14 protein-coding genes are annotated in these 15,559 nt (G+C 64.0%); 8 read left to right on the top strand and 6 right to left on the bottom strand.

The annotated features are described in order from the left end of the window. The first annotated feature begins 31 nt into the window (after positions 1 to 31). The 4 genes from ACFCW2_RS07590 (at position 32) to ACFCW2_RS07605 (ending at position 4,980) form a co-directional block, all read left to right on the top strand. A complete protein-coding gene (locus ACFCW2_RS07590; protein ID WP_379545357.1) occupies positions 32 to 1,195 on the top strand; it encodes an acyl-CoA dehydrogenase family protein in 1,164 nt (387 codons plus the stop codon). Between the two features lie 94 nt (positions 1,196 to 1,289). Continuing rightward, positions 1,290 to 3,218: a DUF3604 domain-containing protein gene (locus ACFCW2_RS07595; protein ID WP_379545359.1), complete on the top strand. Its 1,929-nt coding sequence runs from the start codon at positions 1,290 to 1,292 to the stop codon at positions 3,216 to 3,218. Next, complete coding sequence (locus tag ACFCW2_RS07600) at positions 3,215 to 4,015, top strand: peptidyl-prolyl cis-trans isomerase (protein WP_379545361.1); 801 nt, start codon at positions 3,215 to 3,217, stop codon at positions 4,013 to 4,015. Before ACFCW2_RS07595 ends, ACFCW2_RS07600 begins: the two co-directional genes overlap by 4 nt. Continuing rightward, the gene (locus ACFCW2_RS07605) at positions 4,012 to 4,980 is read left to right on the top strand and encodes a HupE/UreJ family protein (RefSeq protein WP_379545362.1); all 969 of its coding nucleotides are present in this window, start codon (positions 4,012 to 4,014) and stop codon (positions 4,978 to 4,980) included. Before ACFCW2_RS07600 ends, ACFCW2_RS07605 begins: the two co-directional genes overlap by 4 nt. Here ACFCW2_RS07605 and ACFCW2_RS07610 read toward each other — a convergent pair. From ACFCW2_RS07610 to ACFCW2_RS07625, 4 genes are read right to left on the bottom strand one after another with little or no spacing between them, the layout of a single operon-like run. Continuing rightward, positions 4,977 to 6,398: an efflux transporter outer membrane subunit gene (locus ACFCW2_RS07610; RefSeq protein WP_379548946.1), complete on the bottom strand. Its 1,422-nt coding sequence runs from the start codon at positions 6,396 to 6,398 to the stop codon at positions 4,977 to 4,979. The two genes, ACFCW2_RS07605 and ACFCW2_RS07610, sit on opposite strands and share 4 nt — an antisense overlap. A 2-nt stretch (positions 6,399 to 6,400) precedes the next feature. Further along, positions 6,401 to 7,486: an HlyD family secretion protein gene (locus ACFCW2_RS07615; protein WP_379545363.1), complete on the bottom strand. Its 1,086-nt coding sequence runs from the start codon at positions 7,484 to 7,486 to the stop codon at positions 6,401 to 6,403. A gap of 15 nt (positions 7,487 to 7,501) precedes the next feature. Beyond that, positions 7,502 to 8,209 carry an ABC transporter ATP-binding protein gene (locus ACFCW2_RS07620; RefSeq protein WP_379545364.1) on the bottom strand — a complete coding sequence of 236 codons (708 nt, stop codon included), beginning with the start codon at positions 8,207 to 8,209 and terminating at the stop codon, positions 7,502 to 7,504. After that, on the bottom strand, positions 8,206 to 9,342 hold the full coding sequence (locus ACFCW2_RS07625; RefSeq protein ID WP_379545366.1) for an ABC transporter permease: 1,137 nt from the start codon (positions 9,340 to 9,342) through the stop codon (positions 8,206 to 8,208). Before ACFCW2_RS07625 ends, ACFCW2_RS07620 begins: the two co-directional genes overlap by 4 nt. A 103-nt stretch (positions 9,343 to 9,445) precedes the next feature. Here ACFCW2_RS07625 and ACFCW2_RS07630 point away from each other — a divergent pair, with 103 nt between their 5' ends. From ACFCW2_RS07630 to ACFCW2_RS07645, 4 genes are all read left to right on the top strand, one after another. Next, positions 9,446 to 10,090, top strand: coding sequence for a TetR/AcrR family transcriptional regulator (locus tag ACFCW2_RS07630; RefSeq protein WP_379545367.1), 645 nt, complete (start codon positions 9,446 to 9,448; stop codon positions 10,088 to 10,090). Beyond that, complete coding sequence (locus tag ACFCW2_RS07635; RefSeq protein WP_379545368.1) at positions 10,087 to 10,893, top strand: acyl-CoA thioesterase; 807 nt, start codon at positions 10,087 to 10,089, stop codon at positions 10,891 to 10,893. The genes ACFCW2_RS07630 and ACFCW2_RS07635 overlap by 4 nt, the downstream gene beginning before the upstream one ends. Before the next feature lie 90 nt (positions 10,894 to 10,983). Then, on the top strand, positions 10,984 to 12,957 hold the full coding sequence (gene ftsH, locus ACFCW2_RS07640) for an ATP-dependent zinc metalloprotease FtsH (protein WP_379545370.1): 1,974 nt from the start codon (positions 10,984 to 10,986) through the stop codon (positions 12,955 to 12,957). 79 nt (positions 12,958 to 13,036) lie between these two features. Then, positions 13,037 to 13,417 carry a hypothetical protein gene (locus ACFCW2_RS07645; protein WP_379545372.1) on the top strand — a complete coding sequence of 127 codons (381 nt, stop codon included), beginning with the start codon at positions 13,037 to 13,039 and terminating at the stop codon, positions 13,415 to 13,417. Between the two features lie 25 nt (positions 13,418 to 13,442). On the opposite strand, the gene ACFCW2_RS07650 is transcribed toward ACFCW2_RS07645, so the two are convergent. Then, on the bottom strand, positions 13,443 to 14,528 hold the full coding sequence (locus tag ACFCW2_RS07650; protein WP_379545373.1) for a DUF3667 domain-containing protein: 1,086 nt from the start codon (positions 14,526 to 14,528) through the stop codon (positions 13,443 to 13,445). A gap of 9 nt (positions 14,529 to 14,537) precedes the next feature. Continuing rightward, positions 14,538 to 15,518, bottom strand: a complete 981-nt coding sequence (locus tag ACFCW2_RS07655) for a DUF3667 domain-containing protein (RefSeq protein WP_379545375.1) — start codon at positions 15,516 to 15,518, stop codon at positions 14,538 to 14,540. Between the last annotated feature and the right edge of the window lie 41 nt (positions 15,519 to 15,559).

Raw genomic sequence — 15,559 nt, forward strand, 5'->3', positions numbered from 1 at the left:
TGGCAACATAAGAAACCGAGAGGAACACCCGATGACCACAGTCAATGTGCCGCAGCCCGAATTTATGGATGACGAGGAAATCTCGATCTTCGCCGATGCGGTGGGCAAGTTCTATCAGGACAAGGCGCCTGAAAAACGCGTGCTGAAATGGCGCGAAGAGGGCCAGGTGGAGCGCGGTTTCTGGAACGAAGCGGGCGAGGCCGGGCTGCTCGGCGTGTCCGTGCCGGAGGAATATGGCGGCCATGGCGGCGATTTCCGCCACGACATGGTGGTGATCGATCAGCAGGCGAAGCACGGCGTGGAAGGCTTCGCAGCCAGCCTGCATAACACCGTGATCCTGCCCTATCTGGTGCGCCACGGCACCGAAGAGCAGAAGAAGAAATACCTGCCCAAGCTCGTGACCGGCGAACTGGTCAGCGCGATCGCCATGACCGAGCCGGGCGTCGGCTCCGACCTGCAGAGCATCACGACCACCGCGCTGAAGGACGGCAACGGCTACCGGATCAACGGGGCCAAGACCTATATCTCCAACGGTCAGACGGCTGACTTCATCATCGTGGTCGCGAAGACCGATCCCAAGGAGCGGGCGAAGGGTATCTCGCTGATGCTGCTGGAAACAGAGGGCGCCGATGGCTTCCAGCGCGGCAAGAAGCTCGACAAGATCGGGCTGGATGCGGCCGATACGTCCGAACTGTTCTTCGACGATGTGTTTGTACCCAGCGACGCCGTTCTTGGCGGTGAAGAGGGCAAGGGCTTCTACCAGCTGATGGGCGAGCTGCCGCAGGAACGCCTGATTATCGCCATGGGCGCGATGACCGGCATCGAGAAAGCGCTCGAAGTCACCATGGAATTCGTCAAGGATCGCAAGGCGTTCGGCCAGACGATTTGGGATTTCCAGAACACGCAGTTCACGCTGGCCGAGCTGAACGCGCGCGCGACGGCCGCCCGCGTCTTCGTCAACCACTGCATCGCCCAGCATCTGGAGGGCAAGCTCGACGTGCCGACCGCCTGCATGGCGAAACTGATGGTCACCGAACTGCAGGGCGAAGTGGTCGACAAATGCCTGCAATTCCACGGCGGGGCCGGCTTCATCAACGATTACCCCATCGCCCGCATGTACCGCGATTGCCGCATCACGCGCATCTTTGGCGGTTCGAACGAGGTCATGAAGATGGTGATCGCCAGAAGCATGTGACGCAGCATGTAAGCAGGGCCGATTGCAGGAGCGAATTGCAGGGCTGACAAAAATCGGGTTAAACCGGCGTAATCCTTGGGAGGGGAGTATGCGTGTGAAGAATGGTTTGGTTTTGGCCAGCGTGGCGGCGGGCGCTTTGGCGCTTGCCGGGTGCGATGCATTGGGTGGTGGGCCAAGCGAGGAACAGCGCGGCGATGGCGAGGGCACCATCGAGCTCGCCGAGTATCCCGACCGGCCCTATTGGGGCGACACGCATCTCCACACCGATAATTCGGTCGATGCCTTCGGCTTTGGCACGCGGCTGGGGCCGGAAGCTGCGCTGCGCTTTGCCCGGGGCGAGGAAGTCACCGCCACCACCGGTATGCCTGCGCAGCTGGACCGTCCGCTCGATTTTCTGGTCATTGCCGATCACTCTGACGGGCTGGGCGCGACCAAGCGCCTGATGAACGCACCGCGTCCGCTGGTGCGCGATCCCGTCATGCGCCGGTGGCAGGCGATGCTGCGTGAAGGCGGGGAGCAATCGCAGCTGGCCGTGGCGGAGCTCATCACCGCCGCTGCCGATGGCACTTTGCCCGAAGCGTTTCGCAATCCCGATCCGGAGGTGGGTAAGGAAATCTGGGAAGACCATCTGGAGACGGTCGACCGGTTCAACGAGCCGGGCAAATTCACTGCGTTTGGCGGGTTCGAATGGACCCTGATGCCGGATGGAAACAACCTACACCGGGTGGTGATGTTTCGCGATGGCAGCGACCGCACGTCGCAAGTCGTGCCGTTCCCCGGCCTCGACAACACGCCCGACCAGCTGTGGGATTACATGGCGTCTTACGAGGAAACGACCGGCGGTCAGGCGCTGGCGATCCCGCATAACGGTAACCTCTCGAACGGCCTGATGTGGCAGGAAACCGGCCCCGATGGCGCACCTATGTCCGCCGAATACGCGGCCAAGCGAGCCCAGTGGGAACCGGTGGTTGAAGTCACCCAGATCAAGGGCGACAGCGAAACGCATTCCTCGCTTTCCCCCAATGACGAATTTGCCGGCTATGGCGATTGGGGCTGGGAGCTGGGCAATCTGCCGCTGACCAATAAGGCCACGCCCGATATGTTTGGCGGCAGCTATGTCCGCGAGGCGCTGAAGCGCGGGCTGTCTATCGAGCAGCGCACCGGCGCGAACCCGTACCAGTTTGGCATGATCGGTTCGACCGACAGCCACACCTCGCTGGCCACGGCGGACGAGGACAATTTCTTCGGCAAGCATACCGGCAACGAACCGGATGCAGAGCGCGCGATGGCGGGGCAAAATCTCGGCACGCGGGTCGGGCGGTTCGGCTGGCATTATCTTGCCAGCGGATACGCCGCGGCTTGGGCGAGAGGGAACACACGGGCGGAAATCTTCGATGCGTTCAAACGGCGCGAGGTTTACGCGACCACTGGATCGCGCATGACTGTGCGAGTGTTTGGCGGGTTCGACTTTACCGACGAGGATTTCGGCGCCGATGGTTCAGCAGGGGGCTGGGTCGAGGCCGGGTACACACGCGGCGTGCCGATGGGCGGTGATCTGGCGGGGGGCGAGACTGCGCCCAGCTTCATGATCGAGGCGATGAAGGATACCGAAGGGGCCAATCTCGACCGGGTGCAGGTAGTGAAAGGCTGGGTCGCCGCCGATGGTTCGACGCAGGAGCGCGTCTTCGATGTTGCATGGAGCGATCCTGACACGCGCAGCATTTCCGGTGGCAAGCTGGCTCCTGTCGGTTCCACCGTGGACGAGGCGCAGGCGACTTACACCAATGATATCGGAGCGGCGCAATTGCGCACGGTGTGGACCGATCCGGACTACACCGCCGGGCAGCGCGCGTTCTACTATGTCCGCGTGCTGGAGATCCCGACCCCGCGCTGGGTGCTGTTCGATGCCTTGCGCTTTGGCCTGACGCTGCCGGACGAGGTGGTGAAAACGGTGCAGGAGCGCGCCTACACCTCGCCGATATGGGTCGGCCCCAAGGCGGCAAGCGGAGCATCCGGGGGGTGAGCGAGACGTCCCGCGCACGCCGATTGCTGCGCGAACCATTGGTCCATTTCCTGATTGCAGGGGCGGCCATCTTCGCGCTGTTCGCGTGGATCGGCGAGCCGGTCGATCCCGCCGACCGGACCATCACTCTGGACCGCGAGCAGCAGGCCCTGATCGCGCTCGATTTCGAGCGGATGACGCAGCGCCCGCCCACCGATGCCGAGCTGGATGGATTGATAGAGCGGTGGGTGCGCGAGGAAATTCTCTACCGCGAGGCCCTGCGACTGGGGCTGGATGACCGCGACCCGGTGGTGCGGCGGCGGATGGCCAAGAAAATGGACTTTATCGCTGCCTCGCAGGCCGATCTGGCGAAGCCGGACGGAGCGGAATTGCGCGAATGGTACGAGGCGAATGCGGCGCGGTTTTCTGAGGACGGGCAGGTTTCGTTCGAGCAACGTTATTTCACCGAGCAGGCGCCTGCTTTGGCCGCGATGGAAAGCGGTGCGGGCGGGGAGCCTTCTTCGCTGCCGGCAAGCTTGACCGATCGGCCACTGCGCGATGTGGAGGCACAGTTCGGCGCAGCATTTGCCGATGCACTGGCACGTTTGGCACCGGGCGAGGAATGGCAGGGGCCGGTTCGCTCCGGGCTGGGATGGCATCTGGTGCGGCTGACATCGCTGGAGGCTGGCGCCGCGCCGGACTTTGCCGAAATCCGCGATCAGGTGGAAGACGAATGGCGCTTGTCCGAAGGCGAGGCGCGGCGCGAAGCAGCCTACCGAGTATTCGCCGATGCCTACACGGTCGAGATCGCCGAATGATCCGCTGGCTTGCGGGTTTGGTAGCTCTGCTAATCTCCGCCCCCTTGGCGGCGGATGAACTGCGGCCCGGATCGATTGCTTTCACGCAAGATACGCCCCAGGATTGGTCGCTCGCGTGGAAACAGCCCCTGGTATCGGCAGGCCGCGACGCGCTGGCGATACCGATCATCCCGGACACATGCGCCTATGCTGCCGAGCCCGTGGGCCGCGCCATACCCGGTGCGCTGGTGGGCGAGGCAAAAGTCTTGTGCTCCGGCACAGTCGAGGGCGACCAACTCGGCTTCGAAGCGATCCCCGGCGGGGGCGATGTGCTGCTGCGCGTGATACCCCAGGGCCGCCCGGTCCAGACATTCCGGCTGACCGATGCAGAGCCCGCCGCGACCATCGCGGCGCAGGCCAGCGCAGCGCAGGTCTGGCGCAGCTATTTCCTGCTCGGCGTGGAGCATATTCTGGAAGGCTGGGATCATCTGTTGTTCGTCATCGCGCTGGTCCTGTTGGTGCGGCGCGGCTGGGCGGTGGCCAAGGCGGTGACGGCGTTTACCCTCGCGCATTCGCTGACACTGGCGGGCGTGACGCTGGGGCTGGTCGGCCTGCCGCAGCGCCCGGTGGAAGCGGTGGTCGCGCTGTCGATTGTCCTTCTGGCGTGGGAGCTTGTGCGCGAAGGCGACAGCTGGACAAAGCGCTGGCCGTGGCTGGTCGCGTTTCTTTTCGGGCTGATCCATGGCTTCGGCTTTGCCGGGGCGCTGGCGGAAATCGGCTTGCCCGAAGGCGAAGTGCCTGCCGCGCTGATCAGCTTCAATCTGGGGGTCGAAGCGGGGCAGCTGGCGGTCGTGGCGGCCGTGCTTCTGGTGCTGGAGGCGGTCCGGCGGCTGTCCGCCAAGTCTCTCGACCCTGCGCTCAAACTGGCGAGCTACGGGATCGGGATTACCGGCGCATATTGGCTGGTGGATCGGCTGATTGGTTAGGAATTTTGCCCGGCAGGCGTGAAGCCATCGCCGCCAAGAGCCTGCCACAACAGGATGCGCGCGCGCTGCGCCCGGCCTCTGGCGGCAGCAGCCCGTTCTCCGCTGGCATCGGCGGAGCGACGGGCTTCCAGCACTTCGAGAAAATTGCTTAAGCCTGCGGAAAAGCGCGTCTCGGCAAGCGCTGCGGCACGCTGGGCGCTGGCGGCTTCCTGCACGGCTGCGGCCAGCTCCCGGTCGGCGGCGTCGACCAGACCGTAGCCTGTCTCGGCGTCGCCCAGCGCGGTGAACACAGCGCGGCGATAGGATTGGAAGGCGAGGCGCTTGTCTGCCTCGGGGGCGTCGATCCCCGCCTCGATCCGCCCGAAATCGAGCAGCGGGGCTAGCAATCCGCCAGTGGCCGTGCCGACCAGCGAATCCTCACTGAACAGATCGCCCAGATCGAAGGCCAGCAGGCCCAGAGCGGCCGACAGGGTGAATTGCGGGAAACGCGCGGCGGATGCTGCGTAAAGCTCCGCATCGCTCGCCTCCAGCCGGGCAGCGGCGGCAAGCACATCGGGCCGGTTCGCAAGCAATTGGCTCGGCAGCGTGGCGGGCGCGGCAGGCTGCGCTGCTTCGGCAGCCGATTGGCTCAGAAGATCGAGAACCGTCTGCGCAGGCTGGGCGGTCAGCGTCACCAGCCGCCCCGCAATCCGTGCGCGTTCGCTGGCCAGTGCGGCAATGCGGCTCTGGCTTGTCTGGGCAGCGCTTTCCGCGCGGACCCGGTCGAAACCCGGCGCAATGCCCGCCCGCTCGCGAGAGCCGGCCAAAGCAACCAGCCGCTGAGCCGAAGCAAGATCGCTTTCCAGTGCGCTTTGCCTCTCGGCGAGTGCGCGCCAGTCGACCACTGCCGCCGCAATCTCTGCGACGAGAGCCAGCCGCACACCTTGCGCGTCGGCGGTGGCAGCGCCCAGCCGCGCGGCAGCGGCGCGTTCCTGCGCGCGCAGGCGGCCGAAAATGTCCGGGTCCCAGCTGGCAATCAAATTGGTGCCATAGGTGACCTGCTCGGTATCGATGGTGATGCCCGGAGGCAGGGCCCCGCCGAACTGGGCGGGATTGATCCGGCTGCCGGTGACAGAGGCATCGGCGCTGACGCTGGGCAACCGGTTCGCCCCGGCGCGCGCTGCCCCGGCCCGGGCAGCATCGATGCGGGCTGCGGCTTCGCCCAAAGTCGGCGCATCGGCCAGCGCAAGCCTGCTCAGGGCGGCAAACGCCGGATCGGTGCTGGGCAGCAGCGAGGCGATCTGGGCATCGGTCGTTTCGTCAGGTGCAAAGGCGAAGCTGGCCGGGATGGCGGGCGGCGTGGTCGCGATTTCCGCAGGCGGACCTGCAACGCAGGCGCCCAGCGAGGATGCGGCGATCAGGGCAAAGGCAGCGCGCATTCTCACTCGCCCGAACTCCCCTGTTCCCCATCCGTGGCCGGAATAAAGGCATCGACCTGCTGGCCTACCCGGAAGGCATCGCGCGCCTCGGCGGGCAGGGCGTAGATGATTTGCAAGACGCGTACATCGACCCGCTCGGATGCAGTGTTGGTCAATTGCCGCTTGGGCACGACCTGCGGTTCGGCGCGCACGAAGCTGGCCTTCACCTGATTGTCGGCGGCGCCGCGCGGGGAGACAGTCGCGGGCTCGCCCATGGCGAGACGGCCTGCCTGCTCTTCGTCGATATCGACGCGGATATGCAGCGGGCGGGTCTCGCCCATGGTGATAAAGGGCGCAGAATTGCCGCCGCCTTGATTGGAGAGGAATTCGCCCGGGCGGATATTCACCGCGAGGATTTCTCCGGCAATCGGGGCGCGCACGGTGGCGCGGCTGAGCTCGGTGCGGGTGGTCCCGGCCTGCGATTGCGCGCTCTGGATGCGGGCATTGGCCTGATCGACGCGGGCGCGGGCCTGTTGCAGGCGGGTCTCGGCCAGACGGCGACGGTCGCGGGCGCTGGCGGCCTCGCCCTCTGCGCGGATGACTTCGGACCGGCTGACGGCGGCGGGATCATCGACACCGCGATACAATGCCAATTGGCGCGCAGCGGTCTGTTCCGCCGTGCGCGCTTCGGCAATCGCGGCCTGCGCTTCGTTCATGGAGGCGCGGGCTTCACCCAGCGCAGCGCGCGCCTCGGTGATTGCAGCCTGCGTCTCGGCAGCGCGAGCGCGGATAGCACGGGTATCCACGGTGAACAGCGGCTGGCCTTTATCCACGAACTGCCCCGGCTGGACCAGCAAATCGGTCACCAGCCCGGACAAAGCCGTGCCCACCTCAATCAATTCACTGGAGGGCTCCACAATGCCCGATCCGGCCACCCGTGCGCCATTCGCCATCTCTCCGGTGGCGCGGGGCGGTTCCTTGGCAGGTTCGGATTGCTCGCGGTCCGGCAGGCCAAAGGCGATGAAGAGCACCGCCAGAACCAGTGCGCCAATGGCGATGATCGGCAGAACCTTGCGGGAGAAGCTGAGATTGTCGGGCAGCAGGGCCATTGTCAGTGTTCCACTCTAATGGTCATCGGGCATGTCTTTGCCGTCATGGGTAATCAGGCCGTCTTCCAGCACCAGAATGCGGTCGGCCAGGTCGAATACGCGGTTGTCATGGGTCACGATGATGCAGGCGCGGTCCTCCGCCACGGCCACTTCGCGCAGCAGGTCCATCACCCGGCGGCCCGAATTTGCATCCAGCGCCGCGGTCGGTTCGTCACACACCACGAGGCGGGGCTCGTGGACCAGCGCGCGGGCAATTGCGACGCGCTGCTGCTGGCCGCCCGACAGCTGATTGGGCAGCTTGTCCGCCTGATCGCCGATATTGAGCTTCTCCAGCATACCGCGCGCTTTCTCGCGCGCCTCGTGCCGGTCCATACCCTGCGCGATCAGCGGAACGGCGGCATTGCTGGCTGCATCGATGCTCGGGATGAGATTGTATTGCTGGAAAATGAAGCCGATATTCGCCAGCCGGAAATCGACCAGCGCGGTATCGTCGAGATCGTAAATGTCGGTGCCGAAGACGGTCACTTCACCCTTGGTCGGCCAGAGAATGCCGCACATGATCGAGATCAGCGTGGTTTTGCCACTGCCGCTTTCGCCCACCACATAGGTCAGCTCGCCAGCGCGGATTTCGGTGTCGATGCCGTGCAGCACGGTGATCGTCTGCGATCCCGACTGGAAATCGCGGGTGACGCCGCGCGTGGTAATGGCGACTTGCTGGCTCACCGGAACACCGCCGCCGGTTCGGTTTTGAGCACGGTGCGCAGCGAGAGCCAGCCGGTCAGGCCGAGGATCACGAACACCGCCGCACAACTGATCAGCGGAATCTGCCAGGGGATGTAGAAGCCCTTGAAATCGGGATTGCCGCTGAAGCCCCAGATGAAAGCGACGGTGGCAAGGATGCCCAGACCATAACCGATCAGGCCGACCAGCCCGGCCTGCACCGTCACCATCTTGCGGATCTTGGCATTGGTCACGCCAATCGCTTTGAGCGCACCGAACTGCTTGATGTTGTCGCGGATAAACAGGCTGAAAGTCAGGCCGACAATTGCCACGCCGACGATAAAGCCGAGGGCCACCGTGATCCCGAAATTCAAAGGAATGCCGGTGTTCTCGATGATGAAGTCGATCCCGTCCTGAGCGAACTCCTCGCGGGTGCGGGCGCGCAGGCCGGTCTGCTCCTCAATGCGGCTGGCCAGCTCTTCATGGGTGATTCCGTCGGCGGCATTGGCAATGACGAAGGTCATGCGGTTGCGCGTGCCGGGCACGTAGTTCAGCGCCTGGCTGTATTTGGTGTAAAGCGTGACCTGGCTGGTGAAGGTCGGGATGGCATCGGCAATCCCGCGAATAACGGCGCGCTGGTCGTTCAGTTCCAGCCGCGCACCGATCGGGTCCGCGCCGTTTTCGAACAATTTGCCTGCGCCCACATCGTCGATGATCACGCTGTCGGGCTGCGAGAGGACCGAGATATCGCCCTCGATCAGCCGCTTGGGTAGGCCGATCAGTGTGGCATCATCCACGCCGACAATCGATACGCCTTCCAGATCGCCATCGGAGGTGCGGACCGATGCACCCGCGCGCAAATGCGGCACCGCCCATTCGACGCCGGGCACGCCGCGCACCTTGTCGAGCGCGGTAGCGGGCATGGGGAAATTGACATCGGGTGTGCGGCTGACCGGGTCCATCACCCACACATCAGCGGTTGGCTCGGAATAGACCGCGCTCGCCCCGCGCTCGATCAGATTGATGAAGATGGTCAGCTGCTGCGTGATCAGCAGGGTGGAAAAGGCGATGCCGAACACCAGCCCGTAGAACTTCTGCTTGTCGCCGGTCAGCATTCTGATTGCGATCCAGAGCATGGCGGAAAGGCAAGTCCCTTGCGTTTGTAACAACATCCGCCCATAACTGAACGGTCGCGTTCAATTGAACGGAGCCGTTCAGTTTGTCAAACGGAAAAACGCTATGGAAAAACTCAGACCCTCCAGCGAGGCCAAGCGGGAGGCCATTCTGGAGACCGCATCGCAGCATTTCTTCGCCCACGGTTTCGCCGCCAGCGCGATTGAATCGATTGCCGAGGATGCCGGTGTCTCGAAGGTGACGGTTTACAACCACTTCGGTTCCAAGAAGGCGCTGTTCACCGCCGCTGTGGAGCAGGAATGCGAAAAGATGCGCGGACACTTCCGCATCGAATCGATGCCGGGGGCGAGCCTGCGCGCGCGGCTGACAGCGATTGGCGAAGGCATGGTCGCGTTTCTCTCGCGGGACGAGATGATCCATTTCGAACGCCGCATCGCAGCCGAGACCGAACACGAACCCAGCGTGGGCCTGACCTTCCTTGCCGCCGGGCCGCACCGGATGCGGGCCGCCTTCCGCGATCTGCTCGCCGCGATGCACGAGGCAGGCGAAGTGAATGTGCCCGACCCGGCGCTGGCGGCCGAACAGTTCGCGTCGCTGTGCAAAGGCATGGGCGATCTCGACCGCCGCTTCGGCATGGCCAGAGACGAGCGCCGCGATGCCGAGCGGATCGCGGGCGCGGTCGAGCTGTTCTGCCGCGCCTATGCGGTCGACGATCCCCAAGAACCTGCGAATGAAAGGCCAGCCAAATGAGCGACCACTCCTATGCGCTGGACGAAGCGCTGCACCTCGAGCCGCTGGGCCCGGGCCATTACCGGCTGGGCGCGGCGCAGGCCTATTGGAACTTCACCAGCGCATTTGGCGGCTGGGCACTGGCGGCTGCTTTCGCCGGGGTCAGCCGGCACGAAGATTCCGCCGGTGATCTGCTGACACTGGGAGCGGTGTTTCCCGATGCTCTGCCCGAAGAGCCTCTGGACCTGCATGTGTCGCCCATCCGGATGCGCTCGCGGACCCAGTTCTGGAAGGCGCAGATCGTCCGGCCCGAACAGACCGGTGCTGTGTTGTTCGAATGCCAGCTGGTCCTGTCCAAACGAAAAGAACACGAAACCGGCTTCGACCGGCCACCGCCAGCGGCAAAAGCGCCCGAAGACTGCACCGAAATGGACATGACGATGGGGCTGAAATGGCTGCGGCATTATCGCCAGCGTCCGGTATCGGGCACGCCGTTTTCGAAGCAGGAAGAACCCGCCAGCCTTGTCTGGATAGAGGAAGCCGATGGCCGCCCTTGGGATGAGGCCGGGCTGATTGCCGTGTCGGACACGATGATGCCCCGCGTGTTCTTCGCCGATACGGTCCCGCGCTTCGGAGCGACGGCCTCCTACAGCCTGCACAGCTTCGTCACCGCGGAAGAGATACGCAAGCTGGGGACCATGCCTTTGCTGGTCGAAACCAACAGCGATGCGATAGCGCTTGGCTCCTACGATCAGCGCGCGCGTGTCTGGTCGCAAGCGGGCCAATTGCTCTTCGTGACCAATCAGGTCGGCATCTTCCGCTAACGCCCCGGCGGAATTAGGTCTTCGGGCTAACTTGCCATTCACCCCTGCGCGCCTACATATCGTGCAGCACTGAAAGGACTCGCACCCGCGATGAACGACAATAATCAGCCCGAAGAGCCCGGCCAAGGCGGCCCGAACCCTTGGATGAAAAGCCTTATGCTGTGGGGCGGGATTTTCCTCGCGCTGCTGCTGGTCGTCTCCATGTTCGGCAATGCCGGCCAGCCTGCGGGCACGCAGATCGGCTATTCCGATTTCCGTGACCGGGTGGCCGAAGGGACGGTCCAGTCTGTCCAGATCGCGCCCGACCGGATCACCGGCACGCTGAAAAACGAGCAGACTTTCACCACCGTGCCGATTGCCAATGATGCGGAGCTGACGACGCTGTTGGAAGAAAACGGCGTGCAGTATTCGGGCGTCGAGGCGGAAGAGCCCAATGTGCTCCTGTATATCCTCCTGCAATCCCTGCCCTTCCTGCTGATCCTCGGCATTGCCTTCTTCGCGCTGCGTCAGGTGCAGAAAGGCGGCGGCGCAGGCGGCGCGATGGGCTTTGGCAAGTCCAAGGCCAAGATGCTGACCGAGAAGCAGGGCAAGGTAACGTTCGAGGATGTCGCCGGCATCGACGAAGCGCGCGAAGAGCTGGAAGAAATCGTCGAGTTCCTGAAGGACCCCTCGCGCTTCTCCAAGCTGGGCGGCCAGATCCCCAAGGGCGCGCTGCTGGTCGGTTCGCCGGGTACCGGTAAGACGCTGCTGGCCCGCGCCATTGCGGGCGAGGCAGGCGTGCCGTTTTTCACCATTTCAGGTTCGGACTTCGTCGAGATGTTCGTCGGCGTGGGCGCTAGCCGCGTGCGCGACATGTTCGAGCAAGCCAAGAAAAACGCGCCGTGCATCGTCTTCATCGACGAGATCGACGCTGTCGGGCGTTCGCGCGGTGGCGGCCTCGGCAACTCCAATGACGAGCGCGAGCAGACGCTGAACCAGCTGCTGGTCGAGATGGATGGTTTCGAGGCGAATGAAGGCATCATCATCATCGCGGCGACCAACCGCCCCGATGTGCTCGACCCCGCATTGCTGCGTCCGGGCCGGTTCGACCGTCAGGTCGTGGTGCCGATCCCCGATATCGACGGGCGCGAGAAGATTCTCGCCGTGCATATGAAGAAGGTGCCGCTGGCGCCCGATGTGAACAGCCGCACAATTGCTCGCGGGACGCCCGGTTTCTCCGGTGCCGATCTTGCGAACCTTGTCAACGAAGCTGCATTGCTCGCCGCGCGCCGTAACAAGCGTCTGGTCGCGATGCAGGAATTCGAGGACGCGAAGGACAAGGTCATGATGGGCAGCGAACGCCGCTCCATGGTCATGACCGACGACGAGAAGAAGATGACCGCCTATCACGAGGCAGGCCACGCGCTGGTCAGCCTCAACGAGCCGGCATCGGACCCGATCCACAAGGCAACGATCATCCCGCGCGGCCGCGCGCTGGGCATGGTGATGCGCCTGCCGGAGCGGGACAATTACTCCTACCACCGCGACAAGATGCATGCCGATCTGGCCGTATCGATGGGTGGCCGCGTGGCCGAAGAAATCATCTTCGGACATGACAAGGTCTCCAGCGGTGCTTCCTCGGACATCCAGTATGCGACCAATCTGGCCCGCAATATGGTGACCAAATGGGGCATGTCGGACAAGCTTGGCCCGCTGCAATATGAAGAGCAGCAGGAAGGCTATCTCGGCATGGGTCAGTCGGCCCGGACCATGGGTTCTGCCGAAACCAACAAGCTGATCGACAGCGAGATCAAGGATCTGGTCGAAGGCGCGCTGAAGCGGGCCACCACCATCCTGACCGAGCAGGAAGACAAGCTGCATCTGCTGGCGCAGGCCATGCTGGAATACGAGACCCTGACCGGTGACGAGATCAACCAGCTGCTGGAAGACGGCAAGCTGGACCGGCCGGACGAGCCGAGAGGCCCGGCCAAAGTTCGCCCCATCGCAGGCAGCGCCATCCCCAAAGCGGGCAAGCGCTTCGGCGGTGCCGGAGAAGGCGGCGGCGCGGAACCGCAAGGGGCGTAGGGCCCTTCCGACCAGCTAATCGGCTGTTCATCGACAGTCACGCAAAGCCCTCCGGATTGATTTCCGGAGGGTTTTTCGCATGCGCCGTTTGATTGTGCCACTTGCCTGCCTGCTCGTTCTGGGTGCTCCCGCCTCCGCCGCGCCGGGCGATATGAGCGTCGCGACGTTTCTGGCCAAAGCCGAGAAGCTGAAGGCCAAGGGGCTGACGGCGATGTTCTCCTCCGACCTCAAGGTCGTGAAGCGGGAGGCAGAGGGCGCTGGCGACCATTACCGGGCGCGCATTGCCGCTGATCGCAAGGCAGGCCGCACGCCGCATTCCTGCCCGCCGCCCAAGGGCAAGGCCTCGATCAATGCCGACACCATGCTCGCCCATCTGCGCAGCTATCCGGCCTCGCGGCGCGGCAGCGTGACCATGAAAACGGCCTTCGCCGATCTGATGAAGAAGGAATATCCCTGCTAGGGCCCTGACTCTGGACCGCCTTGGCTCAGAAAGCTCCCAGCATGAGCAATATCCATAGGAACGGGATCGAAACCCCGAACAGGATCGAGAACAGCAGCGCGATTGTCCGCCATATCGCCGAACGACGGGAAAGCTCGTAAGCGCCTCTCAGCTGGCGATAAATGTGGATCACGGGGATAATCATCCCCGCGAGGACAAGCGGCTCTGTCGGGACGCCAGCCACCCCCAGCACCGAGAGCACCAGAAACAGCAGCGACATGAATGCCAGCGAGTAGGTCACGAATATCGCGTGGTCATACGCCTTGAACCGGCGCTTCCAGAAAAACAGCAGCCAGACAGACGGGATCGACAGCGGGATCAGCAGGAAACTGAATTTGTAGAAATTGTTCTGCAATTTGTAGAGCATGAGCCCCGGATTATCGCGCCATTTTTGCACGATGCCCTGATCGATCGACTCGATGCCGGTCACGTTCATTGTCATGGATCCGGACTCTTCTGTCAGGATATCCGTGCCGCGTTCCAGCCCGCGCTTGGCCTCGCGCGCTTCCGTAAGATCGGCAAGCAGTTCGTCTCGCGAGGGATCGCTTTCGGGAAGTTCGGAAATCTCTTCTTCCAGCCCGGCGATCTCCGCATCAACCTGTTCGGACATCTTTTCGAATTGTTGCCCGGCCGTGCCGGGCACGCCGATGTCGGTCGGGGCCGAAATTCCGGCCACCTGAAACACGGCGAACATCAGGAACACGGAAAACAGGAAGATCGCCATGGGCGAAACGAAACGCGCGCGTTGGCCCTCGATATAGCGGCGGGTCAGCTCGCCCGGCTTCCACGCCAGCAGCGGCAGTGTGCGCCATAGCTTGCCATCGAAATGCAGCGCGCCGTGGATCAGATCGTGCCAGAAGGCCGACAGGGTGCGGTGGAGCTGCGCCTTCTGGCCGCAATGGCTGCAGAAAATTCCGCTGACCGCCGCACCGCAATTGGGACAGGCTGATCCGCCTTCCGGGCCGTCACCCGGTCCATTATCGCCTTTGCCGCCATGCGCCGGTTCGACCGCCGCGCCCAGCAGAGCGCCTTCCGCAATTTGCCCCAGCGCGTCCAGATTGTCCCCACTCATGGGCCCAGCCTACAAAGCTGCACGCAAAAGCGTAACCCCTGCTGTCAGGATCGCGATTGCCACCGCGCTTGCGATCAGCAGGGCGGCGCAGCGCCAGACTGTGCCTGCCCATTCCAGAAAGTATGCGCCGCGCAGATGGAATGCGGTGTGGGCGATCAATCCGGCTAGCACGATCCCCGCGATCGGCATGAAGGGCAGACCCGCTGCAATCAGCGCTGTGCCGGCGGCCAGAGCGAGCGCTGTGAACGCGGTTGCATGGGCGAGGAAGCGCGCGTGTCCGAGGCTGTCTTGGGTCGAAGCCCCTTTGAAAAATCCCGCCATCGCCGGAATCAGCAGCGGGATCAGCAGCCAGCCCAGCACCGGGAAAAGGCCGGGCAGGGTCGACAGCGCTTGCTGTACTCCGGCACGCCAGGACGCAGGCGCAGGCTTATCGGCGACAGGGTTCCATGCCTTGCGCGCCTGATCGGTAAAGAACTGCGTACTCAGCGCCCGCTCGCGGCGTTCTTCGGCAGACAGCGCCGAGCGGGCGGCCTGTTCCTCGCCGCGCAGGAAGGCAGGCCCGCCGGGTGCATCCTCCGCCTCGCCAGAAGCGTAGTCCTCCAAGGCGCCATCGGCCCGTTCGAGCGAGGCTGTCACCGTGCTTTCGCTGGTCAGCGCCTGATCGGGGCCACCGGCGAGCCACTGGACGCCGTGGAGCACCAGCATGGCAAACAGCAAGGTGACGAAGGGAGAGACGAAGCGCTGGCGCTTCCCCTCATTGATCGCGCGGGTCAGCGCGCCGGGGCTGGTGAGCAGGCCGACCAGCGTTTCAAAGAACCGCCCGCCCGGTGTGGCGATTGACGCAAACCACTGCGCCGCCTGCCCGCGCAATGTTGCGCCCCGCTGGTCCTGCTGGCCGCAGGCGTGGCAATAGGCGCCCTGCAGCGGGGTTTCGCAATTGCGGCAAAGGGTTGGTTCTGCTGCGCCGGGCTGAGGCAACGTCTGCGGCATCGTCTGATGTTCCTTCGCGCGTCACTATAGGGGGCGGGAAG

This window comes from Qipengyuania algicola, assembly GCF_042492175.1.
In the GTDB taxonomy this organism is placed as follows: Bacteria; Pseudomonadota; Alphaproteobacteria; order Sphingomonadales; family Sphingomonadaceae; genus CAJXSN01.